General features: G+C 70.7%; 24 protein-coding genes. 14 read left to right on the top strand and 10 right to left on the bottom strand.

From position 1 onward, the window contains the following. Positions 1-161 precede the first annotated feature (161 nt). A complete protein-coding gene (locus J2744_RS09755; protein ID WP_210113171.1) occupies positions 162-1,436 on the top strand; it encodes an NAD(P)/FAD-dependent oxidoreductase in 1,275 nt (424 codons plus the stop codon). Between the two features lie 18 nt (positions 1,437-1,454). Here J2744_RS09755 and J2744_RS09760 read toward each other — a convergent pair whose 3' ends face one another. The 3 genes from J2744_RS09760 to J2744_RS09770 all read right to left on the bottom strand — a co-directional run bounded on the left by J2744_RS09760 (position 1,455) and on the right by J2744_RS09770 (position 2,503). Next, positions 1,455-1,871, bottom strand: coding sequence for an Hsp20/alpha crystallin family protein (locus J2744_RS09760; RefSeq protein ID WP_210113172.1), 417 nt, complete (start codon positions 1,869-1,871; stop codon positions 1,455-1,457). Positions 1,872-1,874: 3 nt separating this feature from the next. Further along, positions 1,875-2,030: a DUF7559 family protein gene (locus J2744_RS09765; RefSeq protein ID WP_006114342.1), complete on the bottom strand. Its 156-nt coding sequence runs from the start codon at positions 2,028-2,030 to the stop codon at positions 1,875-1,877. A 77-nt stretch (positions 2,031-2,107) separates the two neighbouring features. After that, complete coding sequence (locus tag J2744_RS09770) at positions 2,108-2,503, bottom strand: hypothetical protein (RefSeq protein WP_210113173.1); 396 nt, start codon at positions 2,501-2,503, stop codon at positions 2,108-2,110. Between the two features lie 141 nt (positions 2,504-2,644). On the opposite strand from J2744_RS09770, the gene J2744_RS09775 reads away from it, so the two are divergent. Both J2744_RS09775 and J2744_RS09780 read left to right on the top strand, forming a co-directional pair. Then, positions 2,645-4,498: a radical SAM protein gene (locus J2744_RS09775; protein ID WP_210113174.1), complete on the top strand. Its 1,854-nt coding sequence runs from the start codon at positions 2,645-2,647 to the stop codon at positions 4,496-4,498. Positions 4,499-4,501: 3 nt separating this feature from the next. Beyond that, the gene (locus tag J2744_RS09780) at positions 4,502-5,395 is read left to right on the top strand and encodes an MBL fold metallo-hydrolase (protein WP_210113175.1); all 894 of its coding nucleotides are present in this window, start codon (positions 4,502-4,504) and stop codon (positions 5,393-5,395) included. A 33-nt stretch (positions 5,396-5,428) separates the two neighbouring features. On the opposite strand, the gene J2744_RS09785 is transcribed toward J2744_RS09780, so the two are convergent. Together J2744_RS09785 and J2744_RS09790 are read right to left on the bottom strand one after the other, a co-directional pair. Then, entirely contained in the window at positions 5,429-6,049 is a 621-nt protein-coding gene (locus J2744_RS09785; protein ID WP_210113176.1) for an HAD family hydrolase, read from the bottom strand. Positions 6,050-6,133: 84 nt separating this feature from the next. After that, the gene (locus J2744_RS09790; protein ID WP_210113177.1) at positions 6,134-6,610 is read right to left on the bottom strand and encodes a DUF7321 family protein; all 477 of its coding nucleotides are present in this window, start codon (positions 6,608-6,610) and stop codon (positions 6,134-6,136) included. Between the two features lie 123 nt (positions 6,611-6,733). Here J2744_RS09790 and J2744_RS09795 point away from each other — a divergent pair, with 123 nt between their 5' ends. From J2744_RS09795 to J2744_RS09835, 9 genes are all read left to right on the top strand, one after another. Beyond that, positions 6,734-7,597, top strand: coding sequence for a DUF7319 domain-containing protein (locus tag J2744_RS09795; protein WP_210113178.1), 864 nt, complete (start codon positions 6,734-6,736; stop codon positions 7,595-7,597). Positions 7,598-7,692: 95 nt separating this feature from the next. Then, positions 7,693-8,337 (top strand): halocyanin domain-containing protein, encoded by a 645-nt coding sequence (locus J2744_RS09800; RefSeq protein ID WP_210113179.1) that lies wholly within the window; start codon positions 7,693-7,695, stop codon positions 8,335-8,337. Beyond that, positions 8,334-8,723 (top strand): DUF7318 family protein, encoded by a 390-nt coding sequence (locus J2744_RS09805; RefSeq protein ID WP_210113180.1) that lies wholly within the window; start codon positions 8,334-8,336, stop codon positions 8,721-8,723. The genes J2744_RS09800 and J2744_RS09805 overlap by 4 nt, the downstream gene beginning before the upstream one ends. Before the next feature lie 7 nt (positions 8,724-8,730). Next, on the top strand, positions 8,731-9,540 hold the full coding sequence (locus J2744_RS09810) for a cytochrome b (protein ID WP_210113181.1): 810 nt from the start codon (positions 8,731-8,733) through the stop codon (positions 9,538-9,540). A gap of 4 nt (positions 9,541-9,544) precedes the next feature. After that, complete coding sequence (locus J2744_RS09815; protein WP_210113182.1) at positions 9,545-10,333, top strand: cytochrome b family protein; 789 nt, start codon at positions 9,545-9,547, stop codon at positions 10,331-10,333. A gap of 82 nt (positions 10,334-10,415) precedes the next feature. Next, positions 10,416-10,847, top strand: a complete 432-nt coding sequence (locus J2744_RS09820; RefSeq protein WP_210113183.1) for a DUF7315 family membrane protein — start codon at positions 10,416-10,418, stop codon at positions 10,845-10,847. Positions 10,848-10,851: 4 nt separating this feature from the next. After that, on the top strand, positions 10,852-11,130 hold the full coding sequence (locus J2744_RS09825; protein ID WP_210113184.1) for a DUF7314 family protein: 279 nt from the start codon (positions 10,852-10,854) through the stop codon (positions 11,128-11,130). 101 nt (positions 11,131-11,231) lie between these two features. Beyond that, positions 11,232-11,984 (top strand): NAD(+)/NADH kinase, encoded by a 753-nt coding sequence (locus tag J2744_RS09830; RefSeq protein WP_210113185.1) that lies wholly within the window; start codon positions 11,232-11,234, stop codon positions 11,982-11,984. 98 nt (positions 11,985-12,082) lie between these two features. Then, positions 12,083-12,526: a DUF7313 family protein gene (locus J2744_RS09835; RefSeq protein ID WP_210113186.1), complete on the top strand. Its 444-nt coding sequence runs from the start codon at positions 12,083-12,085 to the stop codon at positions 12,524-12,526. A 36-nt stretch (positions 12,527-12,562) separates the two neighbouring features. Here J2744_RS09835 and J2744_RS09840 read toward each other — a convergent pair whose 3' ends face one another. The 5 genes from J2744_RS09840 to J2744_RS09860 form a co-directional block, all read right to left on the bottom strand. After that, positions 12,563-13,885: a M28 family peptidase gene (locus J2744_RS09840; RefSeq protein ID WP_210113187.1), complete on the bottom strand. Its 1,323-nt coding sequence runs from the start codon at positions 13,883-13,885 to the stop codon at positions 12,563-12,565. A 94-nt stretch (positions 13,886-13,979) separates the two neighbouring features. Further along, positions 13,980-14,639, bottom strand: a complete 660-nt coding sequence (locus J2744_RS09845) for a DUF420 domain-containing protein (protein WP_210113188.1) — start codon at positions 14,637-14,639, stop codon at positions 13,980-13,982. Positions 14,640-14,752: 113 nt separating this feature from the next. After that, positions 14,753-15,805: an NAD(P)-dependent glycerol-1-phosphate dehydrogenase gene (locus tag J2744_RS09850; protein WP_210113189.1), complete on the bottom strand. Its 1,053-nt coding sequence runs from the start codon at positions 15,803-15,805 to the stop codon at positions 14,753-14,755. A 118-nt stretch (positions 15,806-15,923) separates the two neighbouring features. Next, positions 15,924-16,622, bottom strand: a complete 699-nt coding sequence (locus J2744_RS09855; RefSeq protein ID WP_210113190.1) for a LysE family translocator — start codon at positions 16,620-16,622, stop codon at positions 15,924-15,926. Positions 16,623-16,772: 150 nt separating this feature from the next. Further along, a complete protein-coding gene (locus J2744_RS09860; protein WP_210113191.1) occupies positions 16,773-17,591 on the bottom strand; it encodes a DUF2103 domain-containing protein in 819 nt (272 codons plus the stop codon). 132 nt (positions 17,592-17,723) lie between these two features. On the opposite strand from J2744_RS09860, the gene J2744_RS09865 reads away from it, so the two are divergent. Beyond that, positions 17,724-18,407, top strand: a complete 684-nt coding sequence (locus tag J2744_RS09865) for a hypothetical protein (RefSeq protein ID WP_210113192.1) — start codon at positions 17,724-17,726, stop codon at positions 18,405-18,407. After that, positions 18,404-19,039, top strand: a complete 636-nt coding sequence (locus tag J2744_RS09870) for a hypothetical protein (protein ID WP_210113193.1) — start codon at positions 18,404-18,406, stop codon at positions 19,037-19,039. Before J2744_RS09865 ends, J2744_RS09870 begins: the two co-directional genes overlap by 4 nt. The last annotated feature ends 44 nt before the right edge of the window (positions 19,040-19,083 follow it).

Here is a 19,083-nt window from a genome sequence, read left to right on the forward strand (position 1 = left end):
ACCTCGCGCCTCCCCCGCCTCGTCGCTGGCGGCTATCGCCGCCAGCGACTCCCTCGCGCGTGCGACTCACGCCCTTCGGGCGTTCGTCGGCACGCGCCACCGCGGTTGATTCTTCGTCGTCGTCCCGGTGGCTTTTCGGCGTCGCTCGCGTGTTCCGATCCATGACCGAGACAGCCGAGTCCGCCCCGACGGTCGCGGTCGTCGGCGGCGGCGCGGTCGGCGTCACGGCGGCCTCCGACCTCGCGGCCCGCGGCGCGGACGTGACGCTCTACGAGCGCGGCGAGCTGGCGGCCGAGAGCTCGGGTCGCGCGGCGGGCGTCCTCTACGACGCCTACGCCGAGGACGTCGACGCCGCGGTCGGCGCGCGGTCGATCGAGCGGTTCCGCGCGTTCGACCGGTCGCTGCCGGGGTTCTCGTTTTCGCCCTGCCCGTACGTGATCGCGGTCCGCGAGGGCGACCCCGAGGCCGACGCCGTCCCGGCGATGGTCGAACGCATGCGCGACCACGCCCGCGAGGTGTCCCTCGTTGACCCCGACGAACTCGGCGAGCGCTTCCCGTCGCTCCGGACCGACGACCTCGCCGTCGCGGCGGTCGCCGAGGGCGCGGGGTGGACCGACCCGCCGAGCTACGTCCGCGCGCTCGGCGAGCGGGCCGCCCGGGAGGGCGTCGCCATAGAAACGGAGACCGCGGTCGCGCTCGGCCCGCGGACCGACTCGGGACGCGAGATCCGGATTCGCGACGCCGGCGACGACGGGAACTCGGAGACCGAGACCCGCGCCTTCGACGCCGTCGTCGTCGCCGTCGGGGCGCACACCCGGTCGCTGCTCGCGGACGCCGGCGTCGCGGTCCCGGTCGTCCCCTATCGCGTCCAGGCGCTCGTGGCTCGGGACGACTACGACGGGCCGATGACCTACGACGCCACCGCGGACGCGTACCTCCGCCCGCACCCGGACGGCCTGCTCGCGGGCGACGGCACGGAACCGGTCCCGGCCGACCCCGACGACTACCGGCGGGAGGCGGACGACTGGTTCCGCGAGGACATCGCTGCCGTCCTCGACGAGCGACTCGCCCGCGGCGACTCTCTCGACCGCGCCGATCGCACTAACCGCACTGACCCCGACTCGGATGTCTCGCGGGCGTGGGCCGGACTCTGTACTGCGACCCCCGACGGCGACCCGCTCGTCGGGCCGGTCGAGTCGGCGGCGGACGACCCGACGCTGTTCGTCGCCGCCGGCTGGCAGGGGCACGGATTCATGCGCTCGCCGGCGATCGGCGAGACGCTCGCCGAGGGCGTGTTGGCGTCGCTCTCCGGGATCGCGTTCGACGCGCCCGACTCGCCGTGGATCGGCGCGTTCGACCCGACCCGGTTCGACGGCGACGAGGTGTTCGAGATCGCGGAGGGGATGTCGCTGTCGAACCGGACGGAGGAGACGTAACCGGTCGAAAAAGCGCGGTCAGTCGTCTTCCTCGACCACGTCGACGTCGCTCGACTCCCCGCGTTTGGGGATCTCGACGTGGAGCGTGCCGTTGCGCGTGAGCGTCGCGTTCGCGCCCTCGGGGGTCACGTCCGCGTCGCGCGGGAGGTCGACGCTGCCGGACAGCGAGACGCCGCGGCCGGGGAACACGAGGTCGTGGCCGTCGTAGAAGTCGCGGAAGCGTTCGAGGCTCACCTCGACGGTGTGATCGAGGAAGGTGACGTCGACGTCCTCGCCGCGGACGCCGGGGGCGTCGAAGACGACGAGGTACGCGTCGTCGCTCTCGAGGAGGTCGGACGAGAGCGGGCGGCCCTCCTGGACGCGGCCCCACCCGCGGCCGACGCGTTCGAGGGCGCTGCGGAGCGCGGACCGACCGGTCTCGACGAGTCCGCCCACGGCTCACACCTCGATTTCGACGAGGTCGCTCCCGCCGCAGTACGGACACGAGAGGTCCCCGACCGCGTGGTCGTCGGGCACGTCGTACGTGTAGTGGTTCTCGAACATGTCCAGCTCGCAGTCGTCGCTGACGCACTTGACCTCCATCGTCGATGGCATGTCCCGATATTGTGTCGGCGAGGGCTTAAACGGCGTGGCGGCGGCGACCCGGGGGCGCGAAACGCGCCGCGCGGCGGTCAGATCCCAGCGCCGCGAAGCCGCTCGGGAACGACCGTTCGCTCCGCGAGCAACGCGAGGAGGGTCCCGACCGCGACTCCCGCCAAGAACCCGGGACCGTACGAGAAAAGCGCCGGGGCGAACGCGAGCGCGACGCCGAGCCAGACCGAGGCGACGAGGATCCCCACGCCGCCGGCGACGTACGTCAGCGTCTCGCGGCGATCCTCCGGGACTCGGTCGCGCGCCAGCCACGCGATCGGTCCGAAGACGAGGGCGGTCCCGGCCGCCCACGCGGCCGCGACGCCCCACGGGCGCGGCTCGGCGGCGTAGAACTGTCCCGCGGCGAAGAGGAAGACGCCGCCGAACACGACGTATCGCACGACGCGCAGTCGGGTCGAAACCGTCTCGGAGGGCATACGATTCGATCCCGAGCGAGCTGATATAAATAATTCCCCGCCGCGTTCCGTGCTGTGCGTTCCGCCGCCGCGTTCCGTCCGCGTGTCCGGCCCCCGACGTTCCGCACGCTTTTCCCGTCTCGGCCGACTACGGAGGGTAACATGACCGATTCGCCCGCGTCGGCCCGGGGGTCGCTCCCGGCCGACCCGAACGACCTCTCCGTCACCGTCGTCGACGGGTACGTCGACGAGCCGGCCCACTTCGGCGTCCCGCCGTACCTCTCGACGTACCCGCGGTACACGGCGGGCGCGCTCGTCGACGCGGGCGTCCCCGAGTCGCAGATCACCTACCACACCATCGACGAACTGCGCGAGGACCGGTCGAAACACGCCGACGTGGCCGACGCGGACCTCATGGTGTACGTCGGCGGGATGACGGTGCCCGGGAACTACGTCGGCGGCACCCCGGCGGAGCCGGACGAGGTGCGCGAACTCGGCTGGACCGCCGACGGCGTGACGCTGCTCGGCGGTCCCGTTCGATTCGGGGTCGGCGAGGAGAACGCTGGCGCACAGGAGACGCAGCGCGACGACCTCGACTACGACTTCGTCGCGATGGGCGACGTCGAGGCCGCGGCTCACGACCTCGTCCGCGAGGGGCTTGAGGGGTACGGCAACCGGATGCGGACGAACGAGGAGGTCGACCGCTGGGCGCGGCTGGGGGCGTTCGTCGTCGAGCAGCACCCGAACCACCCCGACTACCTCATCTGCGAGATGGAGACCTCCCGCGGCTGCGCCTACCGCTGCTCGTTCTGTACGGAGCCGCTGTACGGCGATCCGGCGTTCCGCGCGCCCGGTTCGGTCGTCGGCGAGGTCGACGCGCTCTCGGACCGCGGGGTGAAGCACTTCCGGCTCGGGCGGCAGGCCGACATCCTCGCGTTCGGCGGCGACGGCGAGGCGCCGAACCCGGACGCCCTCCGCGAGCTGTACGGCGGGATCCGCGAGGTCGCGCCCGACCTCCGGACGCTCCACCTCGACAACATGAACCCCGTGACGATCACGGACTACCCCGAGGCATCCCGCGAGGCGATCCGGGTCATCGCCGAGCACAACACCCCCGGCGACACGGCCGCGTTCGGTCTCGAATCCGCCGACCCGGTCGTTCAGGAGGAGAACAACCTGCTCGTCACCGCCGAGGAGTGTTTAGAGGCCGTCCGCGTCGTCAACGAGGAGGGCGGCTGGCGCCCGGGCGACACGCCCGAGACGACGCCCGGCGACCCGACCCGCGTCACCGGTCCCTCCACCGGGCCGGACGCCTCGCCGCGGCTGCCGAAGCTGCTCCCCGGGATCAACCTCGTCCACGGGCTGACGGGCGAGCGCCCGGAGACGTACGAGCACAACAGGGAGTTCCTCCAGTCGGTGTACGACGAGGGGCTGATGCTCCGCCGGATCAACATCCGGCAGGTGATGGCGTTCGCGGGCACCGAGATGGCCGAGACGGGCGCCGACATCGCACAGGAGCACAAAGAGCAGTTCCAGGCGTACAAGCGGGAGGTCCGCGAGACCATCGACAACCCGATGCTCGACCGCGTCGTCCCGCCGGGGACCGTCCTGCCCGACCTCCACCTCGAATACCATCAGGACGGGAAGACGTTCGGGCGCCAGCTCGGCACCTACGCGCTCCTCGTCGCGGTCCCGGGCGAGCGCGAGCTGGGGACCGCGATCGACGTGGCGATCACCGACCACGGCTACCGCTCCGTGACGGGCGTCCCGTACCCGCTCGACGTCAACGCGGCCTCGATGGACGAGCTGACGGCGATCCCCGGGATCAACCGGAACACGGCCGGCGACGTCGTGGTCGGCCGCCCGTACGAGTCTGTCGACGCGGTCGACGCCGGGGTCGCCGACCTCGGGGCGTACGCGGTCGCCGGCGACACCGACGTGCCGATCCCCGGCCGCGACCGTCCCGGCTCCGGACCCGGACCGGCCGCGCGGTCGTCGCTCGGCCGCGGGGACTGATCGATGTCGGGCGACGACCCGGAGACCGGCGGCGGTCCGATCTCGAGCGACGAGCCCGCCGTCACCCGGATCGAAGTCCCCGTCGACACCCGCGCCCCCGGCGGGACCACGAACGCGTACCTCCTCGGCGGCCTGCTCGTCGACCCGGCGGCCCGGACCGACGCGCTCGACGCGGCGCTCGCGGAGCGCGGCTCGGACGACGCGGCCGCCCCCGCCGTCGAGGCGATCGCGGTCACCCACGCGCACCCTGACCACGTCGGCGGGGTCGCTGAGTACGCGGCCCTGACGGACGCGACCGTCGTCGCCCGCGAGGGTCACGCGGACCGCTTCGCCGCGGCGACCGGAATCGACCCCGACGAGACGGTCGCACCGGGCGAGGCGGTCGGTGACACCGCGGTCCGCGCGGTCGACACGTCGGGGCACGCGCCCGACCACGTCGCGTTCGCGGTCGGTGAGCCGGAGGAGAGATTTGAACCGTCGGCGGGCGGACCGGCGCCCTCCGCGCTGTGTTGCGGCGACCTCGCCGTCGCCGAGGGGAGCGTCGCGGTCGCCGCGCCCGAGGGCGACCTCTCGGCGTACCTCGCGAGCCTCGAACGCGTCCGCGACGCCGGCTACGACCGGCTCCTCCCGGGGCACGGCCCGCCGATCGACGACCCGGCGGCGACCTGCGACCGGCTGATCGAGCACCGGCTGGCGCGCGAGCGCGACGTGGTCGCCGCGATCGACGATGGTGCCGCGGACCTCGACGCGGTCGTCGACGGCGCCTACGGGAAGGACCTCTCCGGCGTGCGGGACCTCGCGCGGGCGACGGTCGCCGCGCACGTCGAGAAGCTGGTCGGCGAGGGGCGGGTCGAAGCGGCGTGGCGCGCGCGGTTGGCGGACGCCGGGTTCGACTGACTCCGCCCCTCCTGCCGCGCTCGTCGCGGCCGACTATGGCTCCGCCTCCAACTCCCCGACGACCTCGGACAGCGGCGTCTCCGTCACGTCGACGAAGCGCCCGCCGGCGGCGACGATCCCGCCGTCGGTCTCGGGGTCGTCGCCGACGTGGACGAGGGCGGACGTCGAGGTCCCGAGCGCCTCGGCCGCGGCCTCGAACGCGGAGGGGTGCGGCTTGCGCCAGCCGCAGCCGACGCTCGTCGTGACCGCGTCGAACTCGCCGCGGAGTCCGGCGCGGATCAGCGTTCTGGGCACGAGTTCGGGGACCGCGCAGTTCGAGAGCAGGCCGACTGGACCGCGCTCGCCGGCGCCGCGGACCGCGTCGAGCGCGCCGTCGCGTCGGGTCACGTCCGGGTCGAACGCCGCGATCACGGCGTGTCTGGCGACGTTCCCCGTCACGTCGACGCCGCGGGAGTCGAGCGCGCGGGCGACGTGTGCGGGGAGGGGGACCTCCGCGCCCGCCGGCGCCTCGACGTGTCGCTCGCCGTACGCGACGTGCCAGTCGTCGGGAACCGTCACGTCGCGGGACTCCAGTTCGCGCGCGACCGCTTCCGCCGGATCGGACGGGTACTCCACGTCGACGAGGGTCCCGAAGAGATCGAAGGTGACTGCCACGATACCGCCGTTAGGGGCAAACCCGGATTGAAGCTGTCGGTCGGGGCGGCCGCTCCCGGTGGCGGTCGCACGCGTCCCGCGCGGTCACACCCCGAAGTGGAGCGTGAACAGCCGGTAGAGACCGGTCACCCACGCGCAGAGCCACAGCAGCATGAAGCCGGCGACGCCCGCGCGGAGCCGCTTGCGCCAGTGGCCCATGTCCTCGTGGATCTCGTCGATGTCGACGTCGAGGTCCTCGTACGCGTCGGCGTTCCGCTTCGCTTGGAAGATCCGCACGATCCCGGTGAGCGCGAACGCCAGCAGGGCGTACGCCTGGACGCCGAAGAAGGCGTGGAGGATCGCCATCCCCGTCAGTTGATCGAGGACGCGCGGGATCATCCACCCGACGAGCGGGACGGTCGTGAGCAGGAGTCCGGCGACGATGTACCGCAAGTGCCGCATCAACACGTTCCACGACACCGTCTCCGCGTCGATCATGATCCAGGCGCCGTAGAGGAGGAACGGGAGGCTCGTCGTCACGGACACCCCGGCGAGCGCCGCGATGACCGACTCGTCGACCATACTGCCGGTACGTGCTCGGGCGCGTAAAGCCCCGCGATCCGCGTCCGGCGACGCGGTCCCGGATTCTCGGCGGCCGGGCGCGGACGAAAACAGTTAGCGTCAGGAGCACGTACCGCCGAAGCGATGGAGGACACCTCGCCGCGGTCGGAGTCGGAGTCGCCGCCGGAGGAGCCGGTAGAGCCGGCGTCCGACGGGACTCGAGAAGACGAGGCGCCGGAGACGGCCCCCGACGGCGCTTCAAGCGACGAGACCGACATCGAAGCCCTCCGCGAGCGCGTCGAGGCGGAGTACGACTTCGACGACTTCGGACCGTCGGACATGGCCCAGATGAGCGCGGAAGAGTGGGACGCCGCCTTCGATCCCGACACGTGGATCACCGGCGACCGGCTCCTCGACCGCGTCGACGCCGAGTTGAAGTCGCGCATCGCGACCCGCGACGTGTTCGGCGTCTTGGAGCGCGTCCGCGAGGACGGCGAAGAGCGCATCCTCGTCTACTCCGACGAGGGGTACGCGATCATCCGCCCCACCGGTGAGGTGCGCGGCGAGGGGACGGTGCTCCGGGACATCGAACCGGTCGTCGCGCTCGCGGCGATGGAGTCGTACGAGGTGCCCGAACCGCCCGAGGACTGGTCGCTCCCGCACCCCGACAGCGTCCCGGACGGGTCGGGCGAGTTCGGCAACCTCGTGATACAGGCCGTCGCCGCGGTCCAGGTGCTCGCCGGCGTCGCCCTCCTCGTCGCGAGCGCCGTGGCCGACCTCGGGACCATCGTCGCGCCGACGATGGGGGTCGTCTTCCTGCTCGTCGGCGTCTTCCTGTTCGCGATGGTGGCGAACGCGCGGCTCTCGGACCGGTTCCGCTCGGAGGAGTATCGGGACCGACTGCGCGCGCTCCGCGAGGCCAAGGAGCGCCCCGAGTTCGTCCCCGTCGAGGACGGCGTCGTGACCGACGAGGGCGCCGCCGCGAGTGACCGCGACCGCGACGAGTGATCCGCCGATTTCGGCGGTCTCAGACCCCGAAACCTCCACCACGTCGGCGGTTTCAGTCGGTGGGTTTAAGCGGACCCCGTCCTGAGTGAGCCTGTATGAAAAGGCGGGACTTCGTGCGGACGGCCGGCGGCGCGACCGCCGCCGTCGCGGCCTCCGCCGGGGCGACCGGAACGGCGGCTGCACAGGAGGTACAGCCCGACTGGCCGAGCGGCGCCAACGGGAACGTCGGGTCGTACCAGGACGCCCGCGGCCAAGACGAGGTGACCATCTCGGTCGGCGCCGGCAGCAGCGGCCTCGCGTTCGACCCGACGCTGGTGTGGGTCGACGAGGGGACGACCATCGTCTGGGAGTGGACGGGTAACGGCGGGTCGCACAACGTCCAGACGGTCGAGGACGGCGGCCCGGCCGCCCTCGACAGCGGCGACCCGGTCGGCGAGGAGGGGACCACCTACGAGTACGAGACCTCCGGCGAGGACGCCGGCATCACCCACTACCACTGTGTTCCCCACACCAACACCGGGATGCACGGCGGCATCGCCGTCGGCGAGGACGTCGCCACCGTCGAAGTCGGCGGCGCCAACACCGGATGGCCGGAGGACATCGCTTACGTCGGCGTCCCCCTCCACGCCCACTGGGTCGGTATCTCCGCGATGCTCGGCATCGGGATGACGTTCGTGTTCACCTTCTACATGCTCAAGTACGGCGAGTCGGCCCACACCGGCCACGGGGGTGCCAGATGAGCTCCGGTGGTTCCTCGTACGGCGACATCCACCGGTACGAGCCGGCCCGCGAGAGCACCGCCGCCGCGATCGCGATCGTCCTCCTCACGATCATCGAGGTCGTGTTCGTCATGCTGTTCACCTTCGGACTGATGTCGGCGTGGGCGTCGACGGAGTCCGGGAACATGTTCGTCGGCGCGCTGCTGGCGCTCATCTTCATCGACCTCGCGTTCATTTTACTCCTGTACCGGAAGGAGTTCCTTCCGGACGTGATGATCGTGAAGAAGCGCCGCCGCAAGTGGGAGGACCTGTACGTCCGTGAGGAGGACAAGGAGGGCGACGGCATCGACACCGGCAACCTCGCGGAGACGCTGAAGCGGGCGGTGTACCCGTACTACAAGAAGTGATTCGACAATGAGCCTGAAAAAGCAAGACGACATGGACCACAACGCGTGGCTCAAGAGTCAGGACCTCTCGCCCATCGAGACGGCGTTCCTGACCACGCTCATCTGGCTGGACAAGCGGCTCCGCATCGTCGATTACCTCGAGCTGCTGGAGACGATGTACTACCGCGCGAACCTCCAGATGCCGAAGAGCCACACCGAGCAGTACGACCTCGACAACAAGTTCTGGTACTGGTACCCGCTGTACTCGCTCGGGTCCCTCTCCATCATCGCGTACCTGCTCGCGGCGGTGTCCGGCGCGCTGCTCGGGTTCTACTACGCGCCGTCGACCGCTGGCGCGGCGGCGCAGGGCGATCCGACCGCCGCGTACGACTCGATGGTGATGATCATGCAAGACGTCCAGTTCGGCTTCATGCTCCGGTCGATCCACCGCTGGGCGGCGCAGTTCATGGTGGCGGCGGTGTTCCTCCACATGCTGCGGGTCTACTTCACCGGCGCGTACAAGGAGCCGCGCGAGGTCAACTGGATCCTCGGCGTCGTGCTCATCGCCCTGACGCTGCTGTTCGGCTTCTCCGGGTACGTCCTCCCGTGGAAGCAGCTGTCCTTCTGGGCGGCGCAGATCGGCGTGGAGCTGGCCCTCGCGACCCCGCTCGTCGGCGAGTGGGCGGCCCAGCTGCTGTTCGGCGGCTTCACCCTCGGACAGGCGACGCTCGTGAGAATGTACATCCTGCACGTGTTCGTGTTGCCGTTCGTGGTCACCGCGCTCATCGCGGTCCACGTCGGCATCGTCTGGGTGCAGGGCATCGCGGAGCCGCACTAATCCAATGACCGACGACACCACACCCATGACGGACGGAGGCACCGACGACGAGGCGCGCACCGACGGCGGCCCGCCGGCGACGGTCCCGCCGGACGACGAGACGCCGACCTGGTCCGAGCGGAAGGAGCGCAGTCAGGGGCTCGCGCAACTCACCTACCAGTACTTCGAGCGCTCCCGGCGCGAGGACGAGGACCTGCGTGCGGAGTCGACGTACGTCGAGCGCGACGTGCTGGGCTTCCCGACGTGGCCCCACGAGACGATCCGCAACCTCGCTATCACCTCCTTTTTCCTCGGGGTCATCCTGCTCGTGGCCTCGATCCTGCCGTCGCACTTCGGCGACCCGGCGAACCCCGGCTCCACGCCGGCGATCATCCTGCCCGACTGGTACCTCTACTGGTCGTTCGGCCTGCTGAAGCTCAGTCCGATCAACCCAGAACTCGCGGTGTTGGGCAGTAACATCGTCGTGTCCAACGAGCTGTACGGGCTCATCGCTCACGGCGCCATCTTCGGCGTCATCACGCTCGTTCCCTTCCTCAACAAGGGGAACGCGCGGCGCCCCGTCGAAGAGCCGGGCTGGGCCGCGCTCGGCGTGGCCGGGGTCATCCTGGCGATCACGCTGGCGGCGCTCGCCATCCAGAACTTCTTCCCGGTCCAGCTCGAGCTGCTGTTCTCGCTCGTGTTCATGCTCCCGATCGCGGGCGGCGTCATCACCTACGCGGTGTTGAAGACGATGCGCGAGGGGTACATGTACGACCTCAACCGCCGGTACTACATGCTGCGACCGCCGAAGTAACGCGCGGAATCCGCTGCCCCGTTTCCCCGACCGCGTCGCGCTCGCGGCTCTCACCCCGCCGTTCCGACGCTCCGTGTCACTCATGTCATCCTCAACAGACGGCGACTCCTCGCAGGCGTTCGACGAGACCGGCGACCCGATCGCTGGCGACGACGACGCCGACTCCCGCAACGAGCCGACCGGCCCGCGAAAGGGACCGGGCGGCCGGGAGATCGTCGTTCCCTTCAGGCTGTACAAGGCCGTGACCGTCTTCTCGACGCTCGCCGCGGTTGTGACCTACTTCGTCGGGTTCACGCTCATCGACGCCGCGACGCTTCAGATCAGCTTCGTCCGGACGACCATCGTCTACCTGCTCGATAGCGCCGGCGTCATGCCGCCGGAAGACATGCTCGTGGCGATACTCGCGATCACCGGCGTCGGATTCATCCTCCTCGGAACCGCCGTGTACGTGCTCGGGACCCGGTTCCGCGGACAAGGGATGGGAAAGTCTCAAGACGACCCCAGCGAAACGTGAGATAATGGCAGACGAGTTCATGAAGGGCTTCGCCCTGTTCGTGATCGGCGGTCTCGGGTGGATCACCTTCGGCGGCTGGTACCGGACCCCGTCGTACTACGAGGTGGTACAGCTCGTGAACCCGCCGGAAGGTGTGAATACGGCGTACGGCGAGGTCGGCCTGCTCGCGGGCGACATGTTCTTCTGGCTGATGATCCTCGGCGCGTTGACGTTCTGGGTGCTCATCCCGGCCAGCCGGCAGCTCCGCGACTCCCTCAACGACGACGACGCGGCAGCGAACTGAACGCACGACTCCTCGTCTCGCTTTTCCTCGTCGCGGCTTCGCTCCCAGCGGCGCGGCGACGAACCGGGAGCTTTTCACCTCCGCTCGCTCCACCCTCGCGCATGAGCGAGCCGACGCGCCGCCTCGCGGTTCTCGGCGACGGCGAGCCGGCGGCGGCGATCCGATCGGCGGCGACCACTGCGGGCGCGCGCCTCGCCGACCTCTCCGAGACCGACGGGATCGTCGCCGTCGGGGACGCCGCGCTGCGGGACGCGATGCGCGCGGTCGCAACCGGGGACGCTCGTTCGGTTCCGGTCCTTCCGATCGGAGACGGTCGTCACGCGGTCGACCTCGACCTTGCGACCGACCGGATCGGCGGCGTCCTCGACGGACTCGGCGGATCCGAGGCGTCGTTCGACCGCTTCTCGCGCGTCGCACATCCGGTCCTCGCGGTCGACGGAGCGGAGGACGGCCCACGTCGGTTCGCGGCGGCGGACGTCGCGTTCGTGACGGCGGCGCCCGCCCGGATCTCCGAGTACGAAATCGCGTTCTCCGACGGGGAGTCGGCGTCGGTGCGTGCGGACGGCGCCGCGGTCGCCACGCCGCTCGGCAGCGACGGGTACGCGGCGGCGGCCGGCGGGCCGGTGGTGTCGCCGGGGGGCGGTCTCTCCGTCGTCCCCGTCTCGCCGTTCACGACTCGTCCGGACACGTGGGTCGCGAGCGGCGGCGTCAGCGTCACGGTCGAGCGCGAGGAGGAGCCGGTCGCCTTGGTCGTCGACGGGACGCGACGGGGGACCGTCGAGCCGCACCGGTCGGTCCGGATCGAGACCGCGACGACGGTCGATCTCCTCTCACCGACGGCCGAGAACGGCTGAGCGCGGGCGCGGTGGGTTCCACACTCGCGGCGTCGTGCTCGTCTCGCGGGCGCGCCGATCGGAAACACTCTAATACGTCGTGAACGGAAGTGGTGGATATGGACCCACTGCAGTTCCTCGTTCCCCTCGGCTGGCTGTCGGCCGTCGGGCCGGTGCTGCCGTACGCGATCTTCGTGATGACCGTCGCGAACCTCGCGACGCGGCACCTCGCGCACAAGCGGCACGTCGAACAGGGACAGGACGCCGACAGCGTGGAGGCGTACACGCCGCACGTGTTCACCAACGTCGGACTCGTCCTCCTGAGCTTCCTGTTCATCCTCGACTCGCCGGTGAGCGGGACGATCCTGTCGGTACTCGTGCTGGCGATGTTCATCGCCGACTTCTTCGAGCTTGAGGCGCGCAACGTCGAGGCGCGCAACGACATGGAGATCGAGGCGCCGAAGAGTTCGATCGCCGCCTCGCTCGTCGTGTTGGTGTGGTCGTCGTACTACGCGCTGTTCTTCGTCATCGAAGGGTTCTGGAACCAGTTCGTCGTCGCCTGACGGACGCCGACCGCGGCTTCTCCTTCCGCTCTCCGCTCAGAACGGCCAGTCGCCGGTGAGCTTCATCCCCGTCGCCTTCCCCTCGGCTTCGAGCGCCGCGGCGATCTCGTCGGTGTCGCGACGCGGGATCGACGCGTCGGCTTCGGCGAGGTCGACGACGAGTTCGGTCAGGAGGATCGCCTGCTCTCTGAGATTCCGCGACTCCAGCTTGTCGAGGGTGTCGGCGTGGGTGTGGCCCCAGCCGCGGCCGCGCCCCTCGGTCTCGCCGGAGACCATGTACCCCGGAACGCCCCGCTTCACGAACGGCCAGTGGTCGCTGTGGGGGACCAACTCCGCGCCCGTCGCGATCGGGTGATCGAAGCGGTCGCTCACGCGTTCGGCGGCCTCGGCGAGCGCGTCGAAGCCGTGGTGGTCGAGCCGGAGCGTCCGGCCGAACACGTTGCTGTCGACGTTGACGACGGCGCGGACCGCCTCCCGGTCGGCAGCCTCCGCGGCCACCGAGGAGCCGACGAGTCCGACCTCCTCGGCACCGAACGCGGCGAACCGCACCTTGATGTCGAGTTCGTCTTCCCGCGCCGCGAGCGCCCGCGCGACCTCGACGATCGTCGCCGTGCCGGCGCCGTTGTCCATCGCGCCCTCCGCGAGATCGTGGGCGTCGACGTGCGACGAGACGAGTAGGTGCTCGTCCGTGTCGGGACCGAGTTCGGCGACCGCGTTCCCGCTCGTCGCCGTCGGGGTCTCGCAGTCGACCGCGACGGTCACGTCGTCGCCCTCGTTCCGCCGCGCGAGCCGGGCGCCGGTCTCCTTCGAGACGCCGACCGCCGGCACCTCGCCGATGGGCGCGTCCGCCGTCCCGACGCTCCCCGTCGGCGGGAGCGTCCCCTCGACGTGGTTGGCGAAGACGAAGGCGGCGGCGCCGGCGTCGACCGCGCGGTAGTACTTCTCGCGGCGGTGGACGAACCGGTCGACGGACTCCGGCGTGTCCGACGAGACCATCACGACCTTGCCGTCGAGGTCGGTTTCGAAGTCCTCGGGGATCCCGTAGCCGAGGTCGACGAACTCCCCGGTCGCCTCGCCGCTCGGGCTTCGCGGCAGCGCGATACAGGCGTTCGGGCCGACCGCGAGCGGGTCGTCGGTCGCTGCGTCGCGGACCGCGCTGTCGCCGCGCTCCCATCCCTGAATTTCGAACGCCTCTATCGCCGCGTTGCGCGCGCCGACGTCGTCGAACGCGTCGCGGGTCAGCTCCAGCGCCTCGCGCTCGCCCGTCGAGCCTGCCATCCGGTCGCCGACGTCGACGAGGTCGAGGAGGTGGTTCCAGCCCACGTCGCTCGTGAACGTCTCGCCGATCCAGTCGGTCATACGTGTGGGTGTCGCGGCCGCCGCTCAAGCGTTTCGGTGGCGGCGGGGGCGGCCGGAGTTCGGCGGACGGCCCGGATGGATTCGGCGGAAGAGGTCAGACCGGAACGGCCGGCAGCAGGACCGCCGCGGCCTCGGCGGCCGCGAACGTCGAGTCGTACAGATGGTTGAGGAGGAGGTAGGTGACGACCCCCAGCGCGAGCGAGAGGATCCACGCGCTCGCCGCGATCCGGCCGACGCGCCGGTGGGGCGTCTCGGTCCGCAGCTCCTGTTCCGTGTGCGTGAGTCCGAGGACGACCGCGTACAGGACGACCGGGACGGAGACGACGGAGAGGACGATGTGAATCGCGAGCATGACCAGGTACGCCGGGTACACCGGGTCCCACAGCGGGACCCACGCGTACGCCGAGTCCAGCACGAACTCCTTGGTCCCGCCGCCCGCGACCTTCGGGAGGTACATCCCGAGGAACAGGAGGATGAGACCGAACGAGGTCGTCATCGCCGCGGCGTGTTTCTTCACCTCGCCGTTGCGGATCCAGTACCAGCCGAGCGAGAGGGAGATCACGGTGACCGTGTTGACGGCGGCGATGGCGTGTGCGAGCAGGTCGACGGTTCCCTGCGTGAGCGTCGGGAACAGCGCCTGGAACTCCGGCACGAGGAACACGCCGCCGACGGCACCGTAGCCGACGACCGTGAGGAGGACGGTTATCGCGGCGGGGTGGTCTTTCGCCCTGTCGCGAACGCTGGCGGTGGACATATCGGGAGGAGGGAACGGAGCGATAAGTCGGCTTCGGGTGCTCCCGCCGGTCGGGACGTTTCGCCACCGAGCGCGTCGTCGACTACGATCGATGACTCCGGTCGCGGTCGCGACTACCGATCGATGACTCCGGTCGCGGTCGCGACCTCGACCGCGGCCTCCTCGTTGATCCCGCCCTGGAGGATGGTGTAGCGGTCGCGGATCTCGTGGGCGCTCGTCAGGGCGGCGATCAGCTCCGCGTCGTCGATCCCCAGTTCGCCCGCGGTCGTCGGCGCGTCCAGCTCCGCGAGCGCGTCGCGGATGGCGTTCCACCGACCGTTCTCGCCGCTGTGGAGGTACTCAGTCATGATCGACGCGACGCCGACCTGGTGGCCGTGGAGCGCCTTGCCGGGCGCGATGCGGTCGAGCTGGTGGGAGATCAGGTGTTCCGCGCCGGACGCGGGCCGCGAGGAGCCGGCGATCGACATCGCGACGCCGGAGGAGACGAGCGCCTTCACGACGACCCACGCCGACTCCTCTAACCCCGGCCGGATCATGTCGGCGTTCTCGACGAGCAGCTCCGCGGTCATCTCCGAGAGCGCGCCCGCGTACTCGCTGTACTCGACGTTGCGCAGGCGGCGCGCGAGCCGCCAGTCCTTCACCGCGGTGTAGTTCGAGATGATGTCCGCACAGCCCGCGGTGGTGAGCCGCCACGGCGCGTCCGCGATCAGCGTCGTGTCCGCGACGACCGCGAGCGGCGGGTCGGCGGCGACCGAGTGGCGCGTGTCGCCCTCGGGGATCGAGGAGCGCCCCGAGACGATGCCGTCGTGGGAGGCGACCGTCGGGACGGAGACGAAGCCGACGTCGAGGTGGTCGGCGGCCATCTTCGCGATGTCGATCGGCTTCCCGCCGCCGAGGGCGATCAGGTAGCCGGGGTCGACCGCCTCCGCGGTCTCGGTCAGTTCCTCGACGGCCGCGAACGAGGCCTCCTCGACGACGGCGGTCGCGGGGTCGTCGAACTGCGCCCGGACGCGGTCGCCGGCGATCTCGTTGGGCGTGGGGCTGGTCACGATCAGCGGCCGTCCCGTGAGGTAGAGGTCGCCGACCGCCTCCCCGAGGTCGTCGATGACGCCGTGTCCCACGAGGACGTTCCGCGGGAGCTTGATCCACGTCGTCTTCTCGAACATACGGGGCGGTCGCGCCGACGGGTCAAAGCCGTTGTCCATGTCGGCCGCGACCGCTCGGGCGCAGGCGAGCCGGCGGGCGCGTGAGGTCGATCGGTCTCCCGATCGTTCGCTCGCCCCGCTACGCGCCGAGCGCCGTCAGCGTCGTCGCCGCGTCGTAGAGGAAGTAGACGCCGAAGCCGGCGAGCACGACCGCGGAGCCGACGGCGACGAGCGGCGCGAACGTCTCGATCCGGCGCTCCGCGGCGACGAGTCCGGTCGGGAACCCCACGATCCACGTCAACACGCCGAGGAAGAACCCGCCGATGAGCGTCGGCGAGCCGGTGGCGACCACGAGCGTCCCGGCGAGGTCGCTCCCGATCACGGGTAGCTCGGCCAGCACGTCGAGTTCGCCGGGCCGGAGGAGACCGACGCCGATCGTCAGCCAGAACAGCACCTGGTACGGGTTCGTTAAGGCGAGCACCAGCGCCTTGCGGAACCCCTTCCCCTCCTCGACGACGGGGCCGTCGCCCGAGGTCGGGCGGAACGACTCCCGTGCGCCTCGGGCCGCCCCGACGGCGAAGTACAGCATCAAGACGCCGCCGACCGCGACCATGGCGCCCTGTAACAGCGGGAACGACTCCACGACCGCGACGACGCCGACGTACGCGAGGACGAAGAAGATCGCGTCGGCGGTCGCGGCGCCGAGACCGGCCCGGAACCCGGCGACGCGACCGCGGAGGACCGACTCCTCGGCGATCACCGCGTTCATCGGGCCGGGCGGCGCCGCGAGCGCCAGCCCGAAGACGACGCCCGCACCGAGCGTAACGAGAGTACTCACACCGCTCGAAACGCCCGTTTTCGTGAAAAACCCCGCGACAGAGAGGCGGACAGTGGCGGTCGGTTCCGGGTCGTGTGCCCGAGATCGACGCACCGACGGACGGATCCGAACACCGGGGTCGGGACCGGCCCGGGACCGTCGACCGCGCGGCTACGCGTCCTGAAGCTCCGCGTCGCGGAGCGCCTCGTTGAGGTCCTCGCGGACGCGCTCGCCCGTCTCGCGGTCCATCGCCGTGGTGACGATCCGGTTCTCCTGGACGCTGGAGCCGTCCCGCAGGAGGAGCCGAACGTTGCCGTTGGTCCCCGCGCGCGTCGCCTTCGCGCGGAGGCCGGTCCGCGACCCCGTTCCCCCGGCGTCGATGGGACCGGGAACGATCTTCTTGACGTGCGGGTGTTCCGCGACGGTCTGGACGGCCTTTCGGCCCTTGCGGTCGCCGATGAGCGTCGAGTGTGACCCGCCGATCTTCTCGCGCGGCGGCGTCTCGACCACCGCCAGCGACCGGTCTCCCCGACGGTCGAGGACCCACGCGACGACCGGACTCACGTCCTCGTCGTCGCCGTCGCGCTCGCCGTCCGCGGTCGCGGCTCCGCTCTCGCCGGACGCACCGCCGCGGCCTCCCCCGCCCGCGCCGCCGTCGGGGACGCGGTAGAACTCGTGGTGGAGCTGCGCGCGGGTCTCGCGGAGCGGCTCGCGCTCGCCGGCGGCGTAGACGGTCTCGGGGCGCTTCCGCCGGATCTCGTCGGCGACGCGGCCGGCGAAGTTCCGCAGTTGGACCTCGCTCAGTCGCTCTCCCTCTTCCGGGCGCGTGGTGACCGTCGTCTCGCCGACGACCGTGTCCTCGTAGAGCAGCGTCAGGTGGGCGCGGTCGGTCTCGAACTCGGCGACGACCGCGTCGGCGTTGGCGGTGTTGCAGGTCAGACAGTAGTCCCCGGGCTTCTCGATCGGGGTGCCACACCGCCGGCAGTTCATACCGATCGAACGGACGTACCGGGTAAAAGGGCGTCCGTTTGCCGTCCGATCGGAGCCTCCGGGTCGCGGACGGGGTCGTCGCCGTCGACTCGGAGCGACCTCTTATTACCCTCGCCGGACTCCGTACCGGATATGAACGGAGATCGACGCCGCGACGCCGACGACGGTGCGGAGGCGGATGTCGATGACGCGGAAACCGTCGAGGCGGCCGAGCCGGAGACCGTGGAGGACCGGCTGGCGCGGCTGGTCCGCGACGGTCGACTCAACGCGCTCGCGGCGTGGGCGATGATCGCGGTCCTCGCCGGCGTGCTCCTCGAAAGCGCGCTCGACTCCGATCTGCTGTCGGCGGCGATCGCGATCGGACTCGGCGCGGTGGTGCTCGCGCCCACCGTCGCGGCCCGCGACTGGCGGGCGATGCTGCCGGCGGAGCTGGTCGGTCTCGCACTGTTGCCGATCCTCATGCGCGCCCTCTTCGGCGGCGAACTCGGGACGTTCGCGACGTACGTCGCCATCGCGGCGCTGGCGCTCGTGATCGCCGTCGACCTCCAGATGTTCACCACGCTGCGGCTCACCCACTGGTTCGCGGTCGTCTTCGTCGTGATGGCGACGCTGGCGACCGCGGCGGTGTGGACGGTGCTTCGCTGGAACCTCGACCAGCGCGTGGGGACCGCCTACCTGACGACGAACGACGCGCTGATGGTCGAGTGGATGTACGTCACGCTGGCCGGACTCGCCGCGGGGCTGCTCTTCGACGGCTACTTCCGGCGGCGCGGACGCCGCCTCCGGCGCGTCATCCGGCGGGTGGTGCGCCGATGACGCTGCTCCCTCGTCCATCGCTCGCGTCGCAGCGGCGGCTCACGGGCGCGATGCAGGTCCTCCTCGTCGGTATCGTCGCGTACGGCTTCCTCGCGGGCGAGCAGAAGGCGATAAGCAACGGGATCATGGCGTTCCTCGTCACGCTGATCCCGGCGGCGCTCGAACGCCGGTACGACCTCCCCTTGGACCCCTGGCTCGCGCTGTGGATCACGATGGCGGTGTTCCTCCACACGATCGGGTCGGCCGGGTTCTACGCCCGGGTCGAGTGGTGGGACCACCTGACGCACGCGTTGTCGGCCTCGCTCGTCGCCGCGGTCGGGTACACGACGATGCGCGCGGTCGACCTCCACAGCGACGGGATCCGGATCCCGCCGCGGTTCGCGTTCGTCTTCATCGTCGTGGTCGTCCTCGCGTTCGGCGTGCTCTGGGAGCTGTTCGAGTTCGGTCTCGACATCGTCGCGACCGAGACGGGCATCGACATGCCGCTCGCGCAACACGGACTCGACGACACGATCCTCGATCTCATGTACAACACCGTCGGCGCGGTCCTGGTGGGCCTGTTCGGACAGGCGCACCTCACCGGGGTCGCGGAGACGGTCCGCGACCGGCTGCTCGGGAGCGTGGCCGAGTAAGGGAAGCGCGGCTGAGTAGGGGGAGCACGGCCGAGTAGGGCGAA

The sequence above is a fragment of the Halorubrum trapanicum genome, assembly GCF_017873555.1.
In the GTDB taxonomy this organism is placed as follows: Archaea; Halobacteriota; Halobacteria; order Halobacteriales; family Haloferacaceae; genus Halorubrum; species Halorubrum trapanicum.